Here is a 17,775-nt window from a genome sequence, read left to right as displayed (position 1 = left end):
CGGTGCCGTTCGGTGGGTCAGCTCAGTGCGTGCTCGGCGAATCTCGCCACCGCGAGCAGCAGGTCGTCCGAGTGCCGCGGCCCGACGATCTGCAGACCCACGGGCAGGCCCGCCGAGGTCGTCCCGACGGGCAGGCTGATGGCGGGCTGCTGCGTGAGATTGAAGGGATAGGTGAACGGGGTCCACTGCGGCCACGAGGTCAGCGACGACCCCGGCGGCACGTCGTGGCCGGCCTCGAATGCGGGGATCGGCATCGTCGGGGTGAGCAGAACGTTGAACTTCTGGTGGAACATCCCCATCGTGATGCCGACCGCCGCCGCGACCGCGCGGGCTTCGAGATAGTCCACGGCACCGAGTTGTTCGCCGTGCGACCAGACGCGTCCGAGTCCGGGGTCCACCTTGTCCCGCGTGCCCTCGGGGAAGGTCTTCAGCATCGTGGCTGCGCCTGCCGCCCAGAGGTTCTCGAAAGCCTCGAGCGGGTCGGTGAAACCGGGATCGGCGGCGGTCACCCGTAGTCCTGCCTCGTCGAGCATGCGGACCGCCCGGTCGACGATCTCACCCACCTCGGGATCGACGTGGACGTATCCGAGGGTCTTCGAGTAGGCGACGTCCATCCCCACCACCTCACGATGGAGGCCACCCCGGAAGGTCGTGAGGGGCGGTGCCAGCGCTGTCGGATCCCGGGGATCGGGGAGGGAGAGAATGTCGGTGAGCAGCGCCGCGTCCTCGACCGTCCGGGTGATCGGCCCGGCATGCGCGAGCGGCCCGAACGGGCTGGCGGGGAAGATCGGGATCCGCCCGTGGGTGGGCTTGAATCCGACGACGCCGCAGAACGACGCGGGGATGCGGATGCTGCCCCCACCGTCGGTGCCGACGGAGCACGGACCGAATCCGGCCGCGACCGCCGCCGCGCTGCCCCCGGACGAGCCACCGGCGGTCTTCGTCGTGTCGGCGGGATTCGTGGTCACCCCGTAGAGTGCCGAATCGGTCACCGCCTTCCATGCGATCTCCGGAGTGGTGGTCTTGCCCACCAACACCATCCCGTCCTCCCGCAGCCGGGCCGCGACCGGGCTGTCGACGTTCCAGTCCTGGTTCTCGTCGACGGCCTGCGAACCTCGCAGGGTCGGCCATCCGTCGGTGAGGAAGACGTCTTTGATCGAGATGGGGACCCCGTCGAGCAGACCTTTCGAATAACCGGTCCGCCACCGCTCCTCGGACCTACGGGCCTGGTCGAGTGCCTTCTCCTCGTCGACGAGGCAGAACGAGTTGATCTCGCGGTCGTGGGATGCGATCCGATCGAGCACGGCTCGCGTCACCTCGACGGGAGACAACTTGCCCGAGGAGAAGGCCGACACGAGTTCGACGGCGGTCATCTCTGTGGGCTCCATCGTGCCTCCTTCTCGTCGGACGATGCCGACTCTCACGCGCCGGGCACGTAACCCAACTTCTTGTCCACCACGTTCCGAAGAGGTTCGCCACTGCGGTGACGGTGGAAGTTGTCGACGAAGACGTCCACCAGCGCGTCGCGCCAGCCGACGAAGTCTCCCGAATTGTGCGGGGTGATCGAGACATTCGGCATGTCCCAGAGCGGATGGTCGTCGGGGAGCGGTTCGACGTCGAACACGTCGAGTGCGGCGCCGGAGATCGTGCCGGCCCGCAGTGCCTCGACCAGGTCGCCGGTGCGCACGAGTTCGCCCCGCCCGACGTTGACGAACCGGGCCTGCGGCTTCATCGCGGCGAACATCCGGGCGTCGAACAGGTGCCGGGTCTGCTCCGTGAGCGGCGCGGCCACGACGACGAAATCGGCGTCGGCCAGGGCGGCCGGAAGATCGGCGGTCGCGGTGACGCTGCCGAAATCGGGGTCGTGGTGGCGAGGCCGTCGGCCGGAGCCGCGGACCGTCATCCCCACGGCGGAGAGCAGCCGCGCGATCGCGCGACCGATCGGACCGGTGCCGACGACGAGCACGGAGCGCCCGGCGATGCGTTCGGATTCGCGGTGCTTCCAGATGTGCCCGTGCTGGAGCCGCAGCGATTCGGGGATGTCCTTGGCGAAGGAGAGTATCTGGGCGAGCACGTATTCGGCGATCGCCCCGTCGAAGACTCCGCGGGAGTTGGTGACGACCACGTCGCTGTCGCGCAGCTCGGGGAACATGAGGGCGTCGACCCCGGCCGCGGCGACGTGGATCCATCGCAGGGACGTCGCGGCATGCCAGGCCGCAGGCAGGGCATCGGTGAGGAAGTCGTACGCAAACAGGATGTCGGCACCGTCGAGCGCATCGACCAGACCGGCGGCGTCGGTACAGCGCACCGCGGCACGTTCGGCCACCGGGGTCATCCGCGCGCGGTCCGGCACGGCTTCGGCATGAAGCACTGCAACGACCGGCTCGGCATCCACGTTGACACCGTAGGAGCGCCTCGTATTATTGTCAACAATCCTCGAGGCTGAGGGAACTCTCGACGAAGCCGAGGGACCGTATGGAACTGAACATTCCCGAATTCGAAGGTCCTCTGGCTCAGCGGGGCATCGGTGTGATCGCACCCTTCGATCTCGCTCTGGAACGAGAATTGTGGCGATGGGCGCCGCTCGAGGTCAGCCTGCACCTCGCTCGGACCCCCTACGAACCGGTGCCGGTGAGCCGTGCCATGGCCGAACTGGTCTCCGACCGCCGGCACCTGATGGTCGCGACCCGCGACGTCCTGTCGGTGGAACCGGAAGTCGTTGCGTATCTGTGTACCTCGGGAAGTTTCGTCAACGGGGTGACCTACGAGAAGGCCCTGTGCGACGCGATCTGCGAGGCGGGCGCCTCGTGCGCGGTGACGACCTCCGGCGCACTCCTCGAAGCGCTCCGGAAGCTCGACCTCACCCGCATCTCGGTGATCACTCCCTACGACCGGGAACTCACCGACCTGCTGCGCGACTTCCTGGACGAAGCCGGGACCGAGGTCGTCCGATCGTCGCATCTCGGTCTGGGCGGCGGCATCTGGAAGGTCAACTACCGCACCATCGCCGAACACATCATCGGGGCCGACACACCCGATGCGCAGGCGATCTTCGTCAGTTGCACCAACCTGCCGACCTACGACCTGATCGCACCGCTCGAACGGGAACTCGGCAAGCCGGTCCTCACGGCCAACCAGCTCACCATCTGGGCGTGCCTCGGCCGGATGAAACTGCCCATGACCGGGCCCGGGAAATGGTTGAGAGGAGTCTTCTGAATGCATCGTGCCCGCCCGACCGTCGGGATCGTCTATCCGGATCATGCCGCCGAGGACGACTATCCGTTCGCCGCAGAACTCCTGGGGGTGAACCTGCCCGTCGCCCACATCTACGGCACCGACCTGCATGCCGTTCCCGAACTCCTCGACCTGGGGAGCCCCGCCAGGCTCGCCGGAGGGGCGGCACAGTTCGCGGGTGAGCGCCTCGACGCCCTCGTGTGGGCGTGCACGTCGGGCAGCTTCGTCTACGGGCCCGAGGGGGCACGCACTCAGATCGAGCGGCTCTCCCGGGCTGCCGGGGGTGTGCCCACGACGAGCACCGGCATCGCGTTCGTCGCCGCGATCCGGTCGCTCGGGATCACCCGGACGGCCGTGGCGGCGAGTTATCCGCGCGATGTCGCCGACCTGTTCGTCGCCTTCCTCGCGGACGCCGGCATCGACATCGTGTCGCTCGCGGATGCCGGCATCGACACCGCCGCCGAGGTCGGCGCCCTGACCGGGGAGGCGGTGCTCGACTTCGTGCGAACCAACGATCACCCCGACGCCCAGGCGGTGCTGGTGCCCGACACCGCGATGCACACGCTGCGGATCGTGCGGGAGCTCGAGAAGGAGACCGGCAAACCGGTCCTCACCGCCAACCAGGTCACCGTATGGCACGGCCTGGAACTCGCCGGATATACAGTGGGATGCCCGGAGCTGGGCTCGCTGTTCGAGGAGGATGCCGATCATGGTGCTCGGTGATCTGGGAGATCTACGTCCTGTCACCCGTCCGTCCACGGCCGAGCTCATCGCCGAGCAGATCAGGTCGGCCATCGTCCGGGGCGTGCTCGCCCCCGGCGCGCAGCTGGGCGAAGCCGAACTCGCGGCGCACTTCCAGGTCTCCCGTGGGCCGCTGCGGGAAGCCATGCAGCGGTTGCTGTCCGAAGGACTGCTCTACAGCATCCGCAATCGCGGGATCTTCGTCACTCAGCTCACCTTCGACGACGTCGTCGACATCTACCGCAGTCGCCGGGTCATCGAGGGCGGCGCCCTCGACCTGGTGCTGAACGGCCGTCGCGAGCAGACGTGGAAGGCTCTCGAACCCGCGATCGACGAGATGCGCACCGCCGCCGAGCGCGAGGACGCCACCGGTGTCTCGGACGGCGACCGTCGTTTCCACGAGATCCTCGTGTCGAGCGCGGAGAGTCCGCGGCTCGTGCGGGCCGCCCGTACCCTGCTCGTCGAGACACGAATGTGCCTCGGCGCGTTGCAGACCACCTATCCCGACCTGCACGTGCAGGTGGACGAGCACGTCGTGCTCCAGGAGGCGATCCGTACCGCCGACCGGGACGATGTGCGGCGACTGCTCGACGAGCACCTGCACGACACGGTCACCCGGCTCCGCGACCGTCAGGACGTCGACGGCGTGATCGCCTCGAGCTGATGCCGGTCAGTCGGGTGGGGTGAACGACGACAGGGCCGTCGCGGCGATGTAGTCCGCGGCGTCCTTCGTCGACAGTCGTCCGGCGGCGACTTCGACTGCGGCGCAATGGACCAGGCTGTGCAGAGCGGATGCCAACCAGGGTGACGGCAGGTCGGTGCGGAAGACCCCCTCGGCTCGACCGCGATCGATGAGGGCGGTCGCGCGGGCGAGCAGGCCGTCGTGGGCGGCACGGACCTCCTCGGCGGGCAGCGCTTGTCCGGCGGCGGCGAGCAGTGCCCCTGCGTCCGCGGTCAGCGACCACGAACCGGTGATCAGGCGGCGCAGGGCGTCGCGTGGGTCGCCGGTGAGGTCGATCCGGTCCACGGTCTCCTCCGCCTCGGCGAGCGCGCGGTGCACCACCGCCGTGACGAGTTCTGCGCGAGTGGGGAAGTGGCCGTAGAGCGTGACGCGACCGACGCCGGCGGTCTCGGCGATCTCCCCGATGCTCGCGTCGGGGTTGCGGCTCAGAGAGATCCGTGCGGCCTCGAGAATCGATTCGATGTTCCGTTCGGCGTCCGCGCGTTTCCTGACGCGGGGGGAGCCCGGTCGGACGGCTTCGGATCGGGGGGATGTCTTACCGGTGGCCACGGATCCTCCTCTTGTCGAACACCGGGGTTCAGGTTACGCTGATCGACAAATCGAACATCACTGTTCAACTTAGGCGGATCGCCATGACGAGTTCCGGCATCACCACTGTCCCCGTGGATCGACCTGCGGCGGGCGCCGGCCCGAAGGTGCTGCTACGAGGGGTGTTGCGTCGGTGGCCGAGCCTCGTCGCGGTCGCCCTCGCCGCCTTCGTCCTCGCGGACGGGGGAACCGACTTCCCGGCGATCCTGACCGGCGCGGCGCTCGTCTATCTCGGTGCGGCCGTACTGGGCCGCCGCAGTACGGCCTGGCCGTTGTTCCTCGGCGCCGTCGTGCTGATCGGGATCGGCAAGGTCGCCGTCGTCGCCTTCGGCATACCGGTGCCGGTCACCGGGGTGATGGTCGCTCTCGGTGCCGCCGGCGCCGTCTACGGGCTCGCGCGCACCCCGGCCGGCCGGACGATGCTCGTCGGGCCGTCGGCCGTGGCCATGCTCGGATTCGGGGCCGTCGCGGTGGCTGCGCTGATGCTCGCTCCCGTCCCGGCCGGAGTGGTCGTCGGACTCGGACTGCTCGGCCACGCTGCGTGGGACTGTCTCCACTTCCGGCGGAACACCGTGGTCGCTCGCTCGCTGGCGGAGTTCTGCGGCGTACTCGACACCCTCCTGGGTGTCGCGGTGATCGTTCTCGCCGTGACGGGCGCGCTCTCCTGAGCGCGGTGGTCGTCGTCGGACGACGGTCGCGTCGCCGAAGGTCATCCGCAGGTCGGGTATCGACGACGAGGCGAGTGCGCGGCGGGGCAGGCCGAGCGAACGCAGTTCGTCGGCGATCGGATGCGTACCCAACCGCAGGGTCGCGCCGCCGAACCGGGTGCGCACCCCGCTCGGGTTCATCTCCCAGACCGTGCGCCGGGTGATGCCGTCGATGTGCGAATACGCGGCGAGCGACGCGGCGAGACCTTTGCCGGGGACGGGAATTCCTGGCACTACCGTCAATTCGGCGATCAGCGCTCCGTCCGCGGAGACCGAACCGCGTCTGGTACTGCTGTCGTGGTCGACGTCGAAGTCGGCGAGGGTCTTGGGGAAGCCCCAGATGCCGCGTCCGGCCGCGAGGGTGAAGTCCCCGTCGACGGGCAGGTGGTGGATGAGTGCCCCGGCGCGCCCGCCGAGGAGGCTCCGCCAGTCTCCGATGATGCCGTCTCCGCGGTCGGGATGATCGCGGACGAGGAAGCACACCCCGAACTCGTTGTACGGACCGAGATCCCCGTCGACGTAGTCCACGAAGACGAGAGTGCAGATCCCGTGACCCGGCCGGTACTGCAGGATCTCGAGCCCGGTGTGGGCGACGAGTTCCTGCGCGGGGTGCACGGGAACGGAGAACATCCCCATGAACGCCGTGGCGGTCCGGACCTGCACGGGCATCGTGACCGGTCTGCCCAACACGAGATGCGTCGTCGTCTCGCTCATCGCTGCCTTCCGGAAGTCGGACGTGCGCACTCCAGTAATGAGAACACGTTCCAATTATGGAGGGAAGGGATCAGGCTGGTGCGCCGATGTTCATCTCGTCGGGATGCGCGCCCACCCGGGTGCCGTCGTCGAGGGTGTCGAGTTCGCTGAGGTCGAGTTCGTCGAGTTCGAAGTCGAAGACGTCGATGTTCTGGGAGATGCGCTGCTCGTGTACCGACTTCGGGATGACGATCAGACCGTTCTGCAGGTGCCAGCGGATGAGCACCTGCGCGGCCGACTTGCTGTGACGATCGGCGATACGGGTGACGATCGGATCGACGAGCAGGGTGTTCGGCTTCGAGTTCGGACCCCACCCCGAGTTGCTCGTGCCCCCGAGCGGGCTCCACGACTCCACGGCGATGCCGTGTTCGGACGCGAACCGGCGGATCCCCTGCTGCGGCAGATGCGGATGCAACTCCACCTGATCCACCGCCGGCAACAGTCCGCCGCGATCGACCAGCACCTGCAGATGGTGCGGTTCGAAATTGCACACCCCGACCGCCTTCGCGCGACCCGACTCGGCGATCTTCTCGAGCGCGTCCCAGGTACGCAGGATCCGCTCACGGTCCTGCAGCGGCCAATGGATGAGGTACAGGTCGACGTACTCGGTGCCCAGCTTCTTCAGGCTCGTGTCGAAGGCCTTCAGCGCCGGTTCGTAACCCTGATCCGAATTCCACAGCTTCGTGGTGACGAAGATGTCCTCGCGCGGCACCGGCGATGCGGCGAGCGCGCGACCGACGCCCTCCTCGTTGCCGTAGGCCGCGGCCGTATCGATGTGCCGGTAGCCGGCCTCGTCGATCGCGTATCGGACCGCGCGTTCGGTCTCGTCGTTTGTGGCCTGCCAGACACCCAGGCCCAGCTGCGGGATCGTCGTTCCGGAATTCAGCGTGATCGTGGGAGGTGTCATCTCTCCGACGTTAGCGAGCCACCGCGGCGGGCGCGAGCAATCCCGGATGATCAGGGGTTCCGGACCGCGGATACCGGGGAATCGAGGAGGCTCGTCACCGAAGGGTCGGGTCGGTGACGCGGTCGCCGCTCCCGGCGGTGCGGAAGACCGTGTCGGCGGCATCGGCGAGCGGATCGGCGGGCCGGACGTCGACGATGCGGTCGTAGACGATGCCTCCGTCGGGACACCACACCAGGACCCGCCGGGGACCGGGGTCGACGAAGTGCGCGATCATCGTCCCCGACGGTTCCACCGGCAGGCTCCGGGTGTTCCCGTTCGCGTCGGGGTCGACCCGGCAACTCTCCGGATGGACCGGCACACCGTGCACGGTCACCATGATCCGGGTGCGTCCCGGGACGACCTCCGCGGTCGCTGCGGCCCCGGCCACGCCCGGCGTGGCCAGGGTGATCGCAGCGGCGGACAGGACGGCGGCGGCACTCGCGTATCGGACTCTCATGTATCTCCTTCCGCAGGGATCGCCGCCGACGATATTGCTCAGGCCGAGATTGCGCCCAGGTATTCGCGAGGTTGCCCGAACAGCTGGGCGCTGCCGTGCGCCCGTTTGAAGAACAACTGTGCGTCGTGCTCCCAGGTGATCGCGATCCCGCCGTGAAGCTGCACGGCCTCGGCGGCGACCTGCTGGAGAGCTTCCGAGCAGTAGATCTTCGCGGCGTACGCGTCCTGCGGATCCTGCGACAGTGCCGCCGCGTAGGACATCGAACGTGCGGTCTCCACCAGTGCGTACATGTCGGCCATGCGGTGCTTGAGCGCCTGGAAGGAGCCGATGACGCGTCCGAACTGCTTGCGGTTCTTCGTGTACTCGACGGTCAGGTCGAGTACCGCCTGCGCGGCGCCGACCTGCTCGGCGGACAGGGCGATCGCGGCGGCCACCCGCAGCCGGTCGACGAGATCGTCGGACGACGACAGGCGACGACCGGTCACCGCGGAGAACGACACCTCCGCGAGGGCACGCGTGGGATCCATCGTGGGCACGCGGCGTCGCATCACCCCGTCGGCATCCGGATCGACCTCGAAGAGGGCCACCGAGTCGCCGTCGGCCGCGAGAACGAGCAGGACGGACGCGGTGTCACCTCCGAGCACGTAGTGCGCGGTACCGGTCAGCACGTCCCCGTCGGTGCTCACTCCGGGACGCTGCCATCCGGCGGCCGACGCCCAGCACACCGCCACGACCTCGCCGGCCGCGATGCCGGGAAGCAGGCGCGCCGCCGCGTCGGTATCACCGGACGACAGCACGGTCTGCGCCGCGAGCACCGCCGAACCCAGGAAGGGGGAGGGCGTGAGCGTGCGGCCGAGTTCCTCGAGCACCACGTGGGTTTCGACCCACGACGCACCCACACCGTCGTATTCCTCCGGGACGGCGAGGGCCGCGACACCGATCTGCTCGACGAGCATCGTCCACAGGTCGCCGTCGTAACCGTCGGCGGTGGTGATCGCGCGCCGGACGGCAGCCGAATCGGAATGCTTGGAGAGCAGAGTGCGCACCGATTCCCTCAGTGCGGCACGCTCTTCCGTTTCGAACGTCACGACGCCTCGCTCTCGAGTGCCGCGACCACGCGTGCCCGGTGCTCGTCGGGGGTGCCCCATGCGGTGACGAGCGCGCGGACCTTCGTGATCCACAGCGACAGATCGTATTCCTGGGTGTAACCGATGGCGCCGTGCACCTGCAGGGCCGTGCGCGCCGCGAGGTACGCGGCATCGCCGCACGCGACCTTGGCGGCCGAGACGTCGCGGGCCGCGGTGGGCAGACCGTCGCGGACGGCGAGCGCGGCGCCGTGCAGCAACGGACGCGCCATCTCGAGTGCGACCGCCACCTCGGCGAGGTGATGCTTGACCGCCTGGAAGGAACCGATGGCCCGCCCGAACTGCTTGCGCTGCTGAGCGTATTCGACCGTGGTGTCGAGCAGCGTCCGGCCGAGACCCTGCAATTGGGCGGCCGCGGCGAGCACACCGATGTCGAAGGCCGCGGCGGTGTCACAGGAGCCGAGGGACTCGGTCGGAGTGAGCGAGGCGAGCGTCCGGGACCGGTCGACCGACCTGCGTGTTTCTCCGGCGGTGCCCACCGAGACGGTGCCGTCGGCAACGTGCAGCGCGAGATCGGTGACGTGCGCGTCCACCGCATAGGGAACGTGCGGGAGCATCGCGACCGTGGCGAGGGAACCCGCCGCGAGCAGCGCGAGCCGTTCCGGTGCCACCGATGCGAGCAGGGCCGGGGCCACCGCGACGGTCTCCACCACCGGGCCCGGCACGGCGTGGCGGCCGAGCTGTTCGACGGCGACGACGAGATCGACCGCGTCGGCGCCGAGTCCGTCGTGTTCCTCGGCCACGAGCAGGCCGTTGACGCCCGTCTCGGCGAGTCGCTGCCACACCTGCAGACCGGGAGCCGTGTCGCTGTCGTTCCAGGCGCGGATCACGGCGGGCATGTCCGATTTGGTGAGCAGGGCATCGATACTGGACGCGAAGTCCTCATGGGACTCGTCGAGTGCGAATCTCATCGGTCACCCCTCGGGAGGCCGAGCAGCCGCTCGGCGATGACGTTCTTCTGGATTTCGTTGGTGCCGGCGTAGATCGGTCCCGACAGGGAGAACAGGTAACCGTCGGTCCAGCCATCGGCAAGTTCCGCGTCGGGACCCTGCAGGTCGAGCGCGGTCTCGTGAGTGGCGATGTCCCAGTCGGACCAGAACACCTTGTTGATCGACGATTCGGCGCCGAGCTGCCCACCGGCCTGCAGCCGGGTCACGGTGGCCCAGGTCGACAGCTCGTAGGCACGAGCACCGATCCAGGCGTCGGCGACGCGGTTACGGAGGGCGGGATCGCCGTGCAGGGCGGAGTCGCGGTAGGAGCGCAGCAACCGGTCGGTGGCGGCGAGGAAGCGACCCGGCGAACGCAGCGACAGCCCGCGTTCGTTGGACGCCGTGCTCATCGCGACACGCCAGCCCTCGTTCACCCCACCGATGACGCCGGACTCACCGGGCTTCTCGGGGTCGTCGGGCACGAAGACGTCCTCGAGGAAGATCTCGGCGAAACCGGGTTCGCCGTCGAGCTGCGGGATGGGTCGGACCGTGACCCCTTCGGCCCGCAGGTCGAACATGAAGTAGGTGATTCCCTTGTGGCGCTGAGCTTCCGGATCGGACCGGAACAGGCCGAAGCCCATGTCGGCGTAGGAGGCGCGCGAGCTCCACGTCTTCTGGCCGTTGAGCAGCCAGCCGCCGTCGACCTTCGTGGCCGTCGAACGCAGCGACGCGAGGTCCGAACCCGATTCCGGCTCCGACCAGGCCTGCGCCCAGATGTCGTCGGCGCGGGCCATGCGGGGCATGATGCGTGCGAGCTGCTCGGGGTGCGCGTGCTCGAACAGAGTGGGGGCGAGCAGGAAGATGCCGTTCTGGCTCACACGTCCGGGTGCGCCCGAACGGTAGTACTCCTCCTCGAAGACCACCCACTGTTCGAGCGTCGCATCGCGGCCACCGAGTTCCTCGGGCCACGAGACGACCGCCAGTCGTGCGTCGGCGAGCCGCCGTTCCCACTCACGGTGCTGTTCGAAGCCTTCCGCGGTGTCCATCGACTTCAGCGGTGTGCTGGGAACGTTCGCCTCGAGGAAGGCGCGCACCTCGTCGCGGAACGCGACGGTGGCATCGTCGAGTTCGAGATTCACTACTTGGACCCTTCCTGGACCGGGCGCGCGCTCGCGGCCATCGACTTGGCGTTCATGCCGCCGAGAGAGTCGGTGCCGACCTCGGCGTTGTACGAATGAGCGAAGTGGTGCAGACCGAAGACCGAGTCCATGCCGTTGCGCATGCCCATCTGGTCCTCGCACTGGTTGACGGCACGCTTGGTGAGCGCGAGACCGAAACGGGGCATCTCCGCGATGCGGGCGGCGAGGGCGAGGGTCTCGGACTCGAGCTGCTCACGCGGGACGACACGGTTGACCATGCCGACCTCGTACGCGCGCTGCGCCGAGAAACGATCGCCGGTGTAGAGGATCTCCTTCGCGAAACGCGTCCCGAGGACCCACGGGTGGGCGAAGTACTCGACACCCGGGATACCCATGCGCACGACCGGGTCGGAGAAGAAGGCGTCGTCGGACGCGACGATGAGATCGCACACCCAGGCCAGCATCAGGCCGCCGGCGATGCACGCACCCTGCACCGAGGCGATGGTGGGCTTGGGGATCTCGCGCCAGCGGCGGCACATCCCCAGGTACACCTCCATCTCACGCGCGTAGCGCTGGTCGCCGCCCTCCTTGTCGACGTGGTCCCACCACATGACGGCCTTGTTCTCGTAGTGGACGTGATGGTCGCGGCCCGGGGTGCCCAGATCGTGACCGGCGGAGAAGTGCTTGCCGTTGCCGGCCAGCACGATCACCTTCACCTCGTCGTCCTCGACGGCCTTCTCGAAGGCCGCGTCGAGGGCGTAGGTCATGACCGAGTTCTGGGCGTTGCGATAGTCGGGTCGGTTGAGAGTGACGATCGCGATGCCGTCGCGCACCTCGTAGGTGACGACATCGGGTTCGTACGGGACGGTCATGACTTCTCCTCACGCAGAACGTTCTTCAGTACCTTGCCGGACGGGTTTCGGGGCAGCGCATCGACGAACCGTACCGAGCGCGGTGCCTTGAAGTTGGCGAGTTTCTCTCTGGCATACGCGATCACGTCGTCCTCGGTGAGGGGATACCCGTCCAGCGGGACGACGAAGGCGCGTCCCACCTCGCCCATGCGCCCGTCGGGGACACCGATCACGGCGACCTCGTGTACACCCGGCAGGCGCAGGAGAGCCGCCTCGACCTCGGCGGGATACACGTTGAATCCGCCGCTGATGTACATGTCCTTGAGCCGGTCGGTGATGTCGAGATAACCGCGGTCGTCGAGGACACCCACATCACCGGTGTGGAGCCAGCCGTCCTCGTCGATCGTCTTCGCGGTGGCTTCGGGGTCGTCGAGATAGCCCAACATCACATTGGGGCCGCGCAGAAGGATCTCACCCTTGTCGCCGATGCGTACCTCGAAGTCGGCGGTGGCGCGGCCCGACGAGGTCGACACGGTCACGGGATCGTCGTCGATACGGCACATCGTGGCCACCACGGCTTCGGTCTGCCCGTAGGCGGTGAGCACCGCGTCGAAGCTCAGCTCGGTCTGCATACGTTCGACGAGGGAGACGGGCACGGGTGCGGCGCCGGTGACGGCGATGCGCAGGTTGCTCAGGTCGTAGTCGCCGCGACGCGGGTGGTCGAGGATGCTCTGGTAGATCGTCGGTGCGCCGGGCAGCACACTGATGTTCTCCTGCGCGACGATGGCCATGACCTTCTCGGTGTCGAAGACGGCCATCGGCACGACGGTGGAGCCGGCGAGCAGCGCTGCGACGAAACCCGCCTTGTAGCCGAAGCTGTGGAAGAACGGGTTGATGATCAGGTAGTTGTCGTCGGGGGTCAGCGCGGCGCATTCGGCCCAGGCCTGTGCGACACCGATCAACTGACGGTGTGCGCTCAGGACGCCTTTGCTGCGACCTGTCGTACCGGATGTGAAGAGGATGTCGCACACGTCGTCGGGCCGTACCGATCGCGCGCGCTCGTCCGCCAGCTCGAGCAATCGCTCCGTGGCAAGACCGAGGAAGTCCTCCCACTCGAAGACATCGCCGCGCGGGGTGTCGTTGCCACCCAGTGGGATTCGTATCACCGTGGGAACGGTGAGGTCGGGCGCGGCCTCGCGCAGGGCGCCGAATCGGTCGGAGCCGAGGAAGTCGCCCGCGACGACGAGAGCGGCGGCCCGCACACGTTCGACGATGTCGGCTGCCTCGCTGCCGGTGTACCGGGTGTTGACGGGGACGACGACCCCACCCGCCCAGTGCACGCCCAGTGCGGCGACCTCCCAGTGGAAGGTGTTCGGGGACCAGATCGCGACCCGCTCACCGGGTTGCAGACCCCGCGCCACGAGCGCGGCAGCGAAAGCCCGGACGTGTTCGTGCAGTCGAGCGAAACTCAATCGGATGTCGCCGTCGACGAGGGCGCACCGGTCGGCGTGGTCGCGGACGGCACGGTTGAGGGCGGCCGGCGTGGTTCCGGGTGTTGTGTTCACGTAGCTCCCTACCTAGCAATTGCTTGGTAGGTTATCGTACAGACGTGCACGAGAGCGAGAGCCAGGACAATGCGGAGTTCGCAGCCACCGTACGACAGTGGCTCGAAGACAACCTGACCGGCGAGTTCGCCGAGCTCAGGGGGAAGGGTGGGCCCGGAAGCGAACACGAATTCTTCGATCAGCGACTCGCGTGGGACCGCCACCTGGCGGCCGCCGGATGGACCTGCATCGGGTGGCCCACCGAGTACGGCGGTCGCGGTGCGAGCATGGATCAACGAGTGATCTTCCACGAGGAGTACGCGAAGGCGAACGCGCCCGCACGCGTCAACCACCTCGGTGAGGAACTGCTCGGCCCCACCCTCATCGCCTTCGGGACCGAGGAGCAGAAGAAGCGCTTCCTGCCCGGGATCCGCAACGTCACCGAACTGTGGGCGCAGGGCTACTCCGAGCCGGGCGCCGGCTCCGACCTCGCCAACGTCTCCACCACCGCGCGCCTCGAAGGCGACAAGTGGGTGATCAACGGCCAGAAGGTCTGGACGTCGCTCGCCCACGTCGCGCAATGGGCGTTCGTCGTCGCCCGGACCGAACCCGGCTCGACCCGCCACCACGGTCTGAGCTTCCTGCTCGTCCCGCTCGATCAGCCCGGCGTGACGGTGCGGCCCATCCAGCAGCTCACCGGTACCTCCGAGTTCAACGAGGTCTTCTTCGACGACGCCGTCACCGACGCCGACCTCGTCGTCGGTGCCCCCGGCGACGGGTGGAAGGTCGCGATGGGTCTGCTGACCTTCGAACGCGGCGTCTCGACGCTCGGTCAGCAGATCGGCTTCGCCCGCGAGCTCGACGGCGTCGTCGAGATCGCCCGCGGTAACGGGGCGTTCGACGATCCGCACATCCGCGAACGGATCGCACGCGCACGAATCGGGTTGCGTGTCATGCGCGCTCACGCGCTACGTACACTCGGCGACGCCGACCCCGGACAAGCCTCGGTCGCGAAGTTGCTGTGGGCCGGCTGGCACCGTGACCTCGGGGAGCTGGCGATGGACGTGCAGGGCGCGTCGTCGCTCGTCGGACCGGACCACGACCATGCCGGGACTCCTTCCGACATCACCGACCCCGAGCATCTCGAACTCGCGGAGTGGCAGCGCCTGTTCCTGTTCACCCGCGCCGACACCATCTACGGCGGATCCAACGAGGTCCAGCGCAACATCATCGCCGAGCGTGTGCTCGGCCTTCCCCGGGAGGCACGTCCGTGACCGTTTCACCCCACACCACCTCGCCCCTCGCGACCCCGCCCGCCGAGACCCCCGGTCACGGCCTCCTCGCCGGTAAGAAGGTCGTCGTCACCGCCGCGGCCGGCACCGGGATCGGATTCTCGTCCGCACGGCGGGCGCTGCTCGAGGGTGCCGATGTGCTGATCTCCGACTTCCACGAGCGTCGTCTCGGGGAGGCCGCGGACAAGCTGGCCGCGGAATTCCCGGAACAGCAGGTCGCGTCGATCGTGTGCGACGTCTCGTCCACCGAACAGGTCGACGCCCTGATCAGCGGTGCGGCCGAGACTCTCGGGCGTATCGACGTGCTGATCAACAATGCCGGTCTCGGCGGTGAGACCCCGGTCGTGGACATGACCGACGAGCAATGGGATCGCGTCCTCGACATCACCCTCACCAGCACCTTCCGCGCGACGCGCGCGGCACTGCGGTACTTCCGCTCGGTCGATCACGGCGGTGTGCTGGTCAACAACGCGTCGGTGCTCGGCTGGCGCGCGCAGCACTCGCAGGCGCACTACGCGGCGGCGAAGGCCGGCGTCATGGCACTCACCAGGTGCTCCGCGATCGAGGCCGCCGAATACGGTGTGCGCATCAACGCCGTCGCCCCGTCCATCGCCCGGCATCCCTTCCTCGCGAAGGTCACCAGCGAGGAACTGCTCGACAATCTGGCCGCCGGTGAGGCGTTCGGACGGGCTGCGGAGGTCTGGGAGGTCGCGGCGACGATCGCGATGCTCGCCAGCGACTACACGACCTATCTGACCGGCGAGGTCGTGTCGATCTCCTCGCAGCGCGCGTGACCGCGTCCGTGCGCGGTTCCCGTCACGCCTGCGCTCGGGAACCGCGCACGGCAGCTTGAAAGGATGTCTCCATGACTCCATCCCGCGACGACACCAACGGCAAGTCCGGACGCCGTGCCGAACTGCTCGACATCGCCGCCGATCTGTTCGCCTCCCGCGGTGTCAGAGCAACCACCGTGCGCGACATCGCCGACGCGGCGGGAATCCTCTCCGGCAGCCTCTACCACCACTTCGACTCCAAGGAGTCCATGGTGGACGAGATCCTGCGCGCGTTCCTCGACGACCTGTTCGACCGGTACCGCAAGATCGTCGCGTCCGGTCTTTCTTCCCGCGACACCCTCGCGGCACTCGTGACGACCTCCTACGACGCGATCGACAAGTCGCATCCCGCAGTGGCCATCTATCAGGGCGAGGCCAAGCATCTCGAAGGGGAGCGTTTCGCGTACATCGCCGAACTCCACATCGAGTTCCGAGAGCTGTGGGTGGGGGTGATCGAACGCGGTGTCGCAGACGGCTCGTTCCGGCCGGACGTCGACGTCGAACTCGTCTTCCGGTTCCTGCGCGACACGGTCTGGGTCGCGGTCCGCTGGTACCGGCCGGGGGGGCCGCTCAGTATCGAACAGGTTGCCCAGCAGTATCTCTCCATCGTTCTCGACGGACTGTCGAACCAGAATTCCAGTTAAGGAGCAGCAATGACCGAGGTCTACATCGTCGACGCGGTACGCACCCCGATCGGCAAGAAGAACGGCGGTCTGTCCGGCGTGCATCCGGCCGATCTCGGCGCGCACGTCATCAAGGCCGTCGTCGAACGCACGGGTATCGACCCGGCCGACGTCGACGACGTGGTCTTCGGCTGCGTCGACGCCATCGGTGGGCAGGCCGGCAATATCGCCCGTACCTCGTGGCTCGCCGCCGGTTACCCGCAGCACGTGCCGGGCGTGACCGTCGACCGTCAGTGCGGGTCGAGCCAGCAGGCGCTGCACTTCGGAGCCCAGGCGATCCTCAGCAACACCGCCGACCTCATCATCGCCGGCGGCGTGCAGAACATGTCGCAGATCCCGATCTCCGCGGCCATGATCGTCGGCCAGCAGTACGGTTTCGACACCCCCTTCGGCGGGTCGACCGGCTGGACCGAGCGTTACGGCAGCGACGAGGTCTCCCAGTTCAAGGGCGCCGAGATGATCGCCGAGAAGTGGGACCTCAGCCGTGAGGAACTCGAGAAGTGGGCGTTGCAGAGCCACGAGCGCGCCAAGGCGGCCATCGCCGAGGGTCGCTTCGAGAACGAGATCGTGCCTCTCGGCGACGCCGCCGTCGACGAAGGACCGCGCGAGACCAGCCTCGAGAAGATGGCCTCGCTGCAGACCCTCGTCGAAGGGGGCCGTCTGACCGCGGCGGTCGCGAGCCAGATCTCCGACGGTGCGTCCGCGGTGCTGCTCGCCTCGGACGAGGCCGTGAAGAAGTACGGCCTGAAGCCGCGCGCCCGCATCCACCATCTCAGCGCCCGCGGCGACGACCCGATCTTCATGCTCACCGCTCCGATCCCGGCGACGCAGTACGCGCTCGAGAAGACGGGTCTGACGATCGACGACATCGATCTGATCGAGATCAACGAGGCCTTCGCGCCCGTCGTCCTGGCGTGGATCAAGGAGATCGGCGCCGACCCGTCGAAGGTCAACGTCAACGGTGGTGCGATCGCCCTCGGCCACCCGCTCGGCGCGACCGGCACCAAGCTCATGGGGACGCTGCTCAACGAACTCGAGCGCACCGGTGGCCGCTACGGCCTGCTCACCATCTGCGAGGGTGGCGGCACCGCCAATGTGACCATCATCGAACGCGTCTGATCTGCTCCTTCACCTCCGCGCGCCCGTTCGTCATCCGCTACAGCGATTGCTGTAGCGGATGGACAGCGGGCG

At 68.0% G+C, this 17,775-nt stretch carries 17 protein-coding genes and 1 pseudogene; 7 read left to right on the top strand and 11 right to left on the bottom strand.

The annotated features are described in order from the left end of the window. Window positions 1-17 precede the first annotated feature (17 nt). Together EQ874_RS15175 and EQ874_RS15170 are read right to left on the bottom strand one after the other, a co-directional pair. Window positions 18-1,388, bottom strand: a complete 1,371-nt coding sequence (locus EQ874_RS15175; RefSeq protein WP_165369255.1) for an amidase — start codon at window positions 1,386-1,388, stop codon at window positions 18-20. 32 nt (window positions 1,389-1,420) lie between these two features. Continuing rightward, window positions 1,421-2,395, bottom strand: coding sequence for a D-2-hydroxyacid dehydrogenase (locus tag EQ874_RS15170; RefSeq protein WP_129977248.1), 975 nt, complete (start codon window positions 2,393-2,395; stop codon window positions 1,421-1,423). Window positions 2,396-2,475: 80 nt separating this feature from the next. Between EQ874_RS15170 and EQ874_RS15165 the strand changes: the two genes are divergently transcribed. Genes EQ874_RS15165 through EQ874_RS15155 form a run of 3 tightly spaced genes read left to right on the top strand, consistent with a single transcriptional unit; the run spans window position 2,476 to window position 4,639 of the window. Beyond that, entirely contained in the window at window positions 2,476-3,216 is a 741-nt protein-coding gene (locus EQ874_RS15165) for a hypothetical protein (protein WP_064063429.1), read from the top strand. Next, on the top strand, window positions 3,217-3,957 hold the full coding sequence (locus EQ874_RS15160; protein ID WP_129977247.1) for a maleate cis-trans isomerase: 741 nt from the start codon (window positions 3,217-3,219) through the stop codon (window positions 3,955-3,957). After that, a complete protein-coding gene (locus EQ874_RS15155; protein ID WP_129977246.1) occupies window positions 3,944-4,639 on the top strand; it encodes a GntR family transcriptional regulator in 696 nt (231 codons plus the stop codon). The genes EQ874_RS15160 and EQ874_RS15155 overlap by 14 nt, the downstream gene beginning before the upstream one ends. Window positions 4,640-4,645: 6 nt before the next feature. Here the strand turns inward: EQ874_RS15155 and EQ874_RS15150 are convergent, their stop codons facing one another. The 9 genes and pseudogenes from EQ874_RS15150 to EQ874_RS15105 form a co-directional block, all read right to left on the bottom strand. After that, window positions 4,646-5,266 (bottom strand): TetR/AcrR family transcriptional regulator, encoded by a 621-nt coding sequence (locus EQ874_RS15150; protein ID WP_129977245.1) that lies wholly within the window; start codon window positions 5,264-5,266, stop codon window positions 4,646-4,648. 725 nt (window positions 5,267-5,991) lie between these two features. Next, a pseudogene (locus tag EQ874_RS15140) lies at window positions 5,992-6,726 on the bottom strand (acetoacetate decarboxylase family protein); the annotation flags it as partial. Between the two features lie 70 nt (window positions 6,727-6,796). After that, window positions 6,797-7,672, bottom strand: a complete 876-nt coding sequence (locus EQ874_RS15135) for an aldo/keto reductase (RefSeq protein WP_064063433.1) — start codon at window positions 7,670-7,672, stop codon at window positions 6,797-6,799. 94 nt (window positions 7,673-7,766) lie between these two features. Next, window positions 7,767-8,168, bottom strand: a complete 402-nt coding sequence (locus EQ874_RS15130) for a hypothetical protein (RefSeq protein ID WP_064063434.1) — start codon at window positions 8,166-8,168, stop codon at window positions 7,767-7,769. A gap of 38 nt (window positions 8,169-8,206) precedes the next feature. Then, complete coding sequence (locus EQ874_RS15125; RefSeq protein WP_129977244.1) at window positions 8,207-9,256, bottom strand: acyl-CoA dehydrogenase family protein; 1,050 nt, start codon at window positions 9,254-9,256, stop codon at window positions 8,207-8,209. Beyond that, window positions 9,253-10,224 carry an acyl-CoA dehydrogenase gene (locus EQ874_RS15120; protein ID WP_129977243.1) on the bottom strand — a complete coding sequence of 324 codons (972 nt, stop codon included), beginning with the start codon at window positions 10,222-10,224 and terminating at the stop codon, window positions 9,253-9,255. Before EQ874_RS15120 ends, EQ874_RS15125 begins: the two co-directional genes overlap by 4 nt. Then, a complete protein-coding gene (locus EQ874_RS15115) occupies window positions 10,221-11,381 on the bottom strand; it encodes an acyl-CoA dehydrogenase family protein (RefSeq protein WP_129977242.1) in 1,161 nt (386 codons plus the stop codon). Before EQ874_RS15115 ends, EQ874_RS15120 begins: the two co-directional genes overlap by 4 nt. Next, the gene (locus EQ874_RS15110) at window positions 11,381-12,253 is read right to left on the bottom strand and encodes an enoyl-CoA hydratase (protein WP_016934834.1); all 873 of its coding nucleotides are present in this window, start codon (window positions 12,251-12,253) and stop codon (window positions 11,381-11,383) included. Before EQ874_RS15110 ends, EQ874_RS15115 begins: the two co-directional genes overlap by 1 nt. After that, window positions 12,250-13,797 (bottom strand): FadD3 family acyl-CoA ligase, encoded by a 1,548-nt coding sequence (locus EQ874_RS15105; RefSeq protein ID WP_129977241.1) that lies wholly within the window; start codon window positions 13,795-13,797, stop codon window positions 12,250-12,252. The genes EQ874_RS15110 and EQ874_RS15105 overlap by 4 nt, the downstream gene beginning before the upstream one ends. A gap of 44 nt (window positions 13,798-13,841) precedes the next feature. Between EQ874_RS15105 and EQ874_RS15100 the strand changes: the two genes are divergently transcribed. The 4 genes from EQ874_RS15100 to EQ874_RS15085 all read left to right on the top strand — a co-directional run bounded on the left by EQ874_RS15100 (window position 13,842) and on the right by EQ874_RS15085 (window position 17,703). After that, entirely contained in the window at window positions 13,842-15,050 is a 1,209-nt protein-coding gene (locus EQ874_RS15100) for an acyl-CoA dehydrogenase family protein (RefSeq protein ID WP_129977240.1), read from the top strand. Further along, window positions 15,047-15,862: an SDR family oxidoreductase gene (locus EQ874_RS15095; RefSeq protein ID WP_064063440.1), complete on the top strand. Its 816-nt coding sequence runs from the start codon at window positions 15,047-15,049 to the stop codon at window positions 15,860-15,862. Before EQ874_RS15100 ends, EQ874_RS15095 begins: the two co-directional genes overlap by 4 nt. Window positions 15,863-15,933: 71 nt before the next feature. Beyond that, window positions 15,934-16,545, top strand: a complete 612-nt coding sequence (locus EQ874_RS15090) for a TetR/AcrR family transcriptional regulator (protein WP_016931742.1) — start codon at window positions 15,934-15,936, stop codon at window positions 16,543-16,545. 9 nt (window positions 16,546-16,554) lie between these two features. Continuing rightward, a complete protein-coding gene (locus tag EQ874_RS15085) occupies window positions 16,555-17,703 on the top strand; it encodes an acetyl-CoA C-acetyltransferase (RefSeq protein ID WP_016931743.1) in 1,149 nt (382 codons plus the stop codon). The last annotated feature ends 72 nt before the right edge of the window (window positions 17,704-17,775 follow it).

Source organism: Rhodococcus sp. Q1 (assembly GCF_004153645.1).
Classification (GTDB): domain Bacteria; phylum Actinomycetota; class Actinomycetes; order Mycobacteriales; family Mycobacteriaceae; genus Rhodococcus; species Rhodococcus gordoniae.
This window is presented reverse-complemented; position numbering and strand designations above follow the sequence as displayed.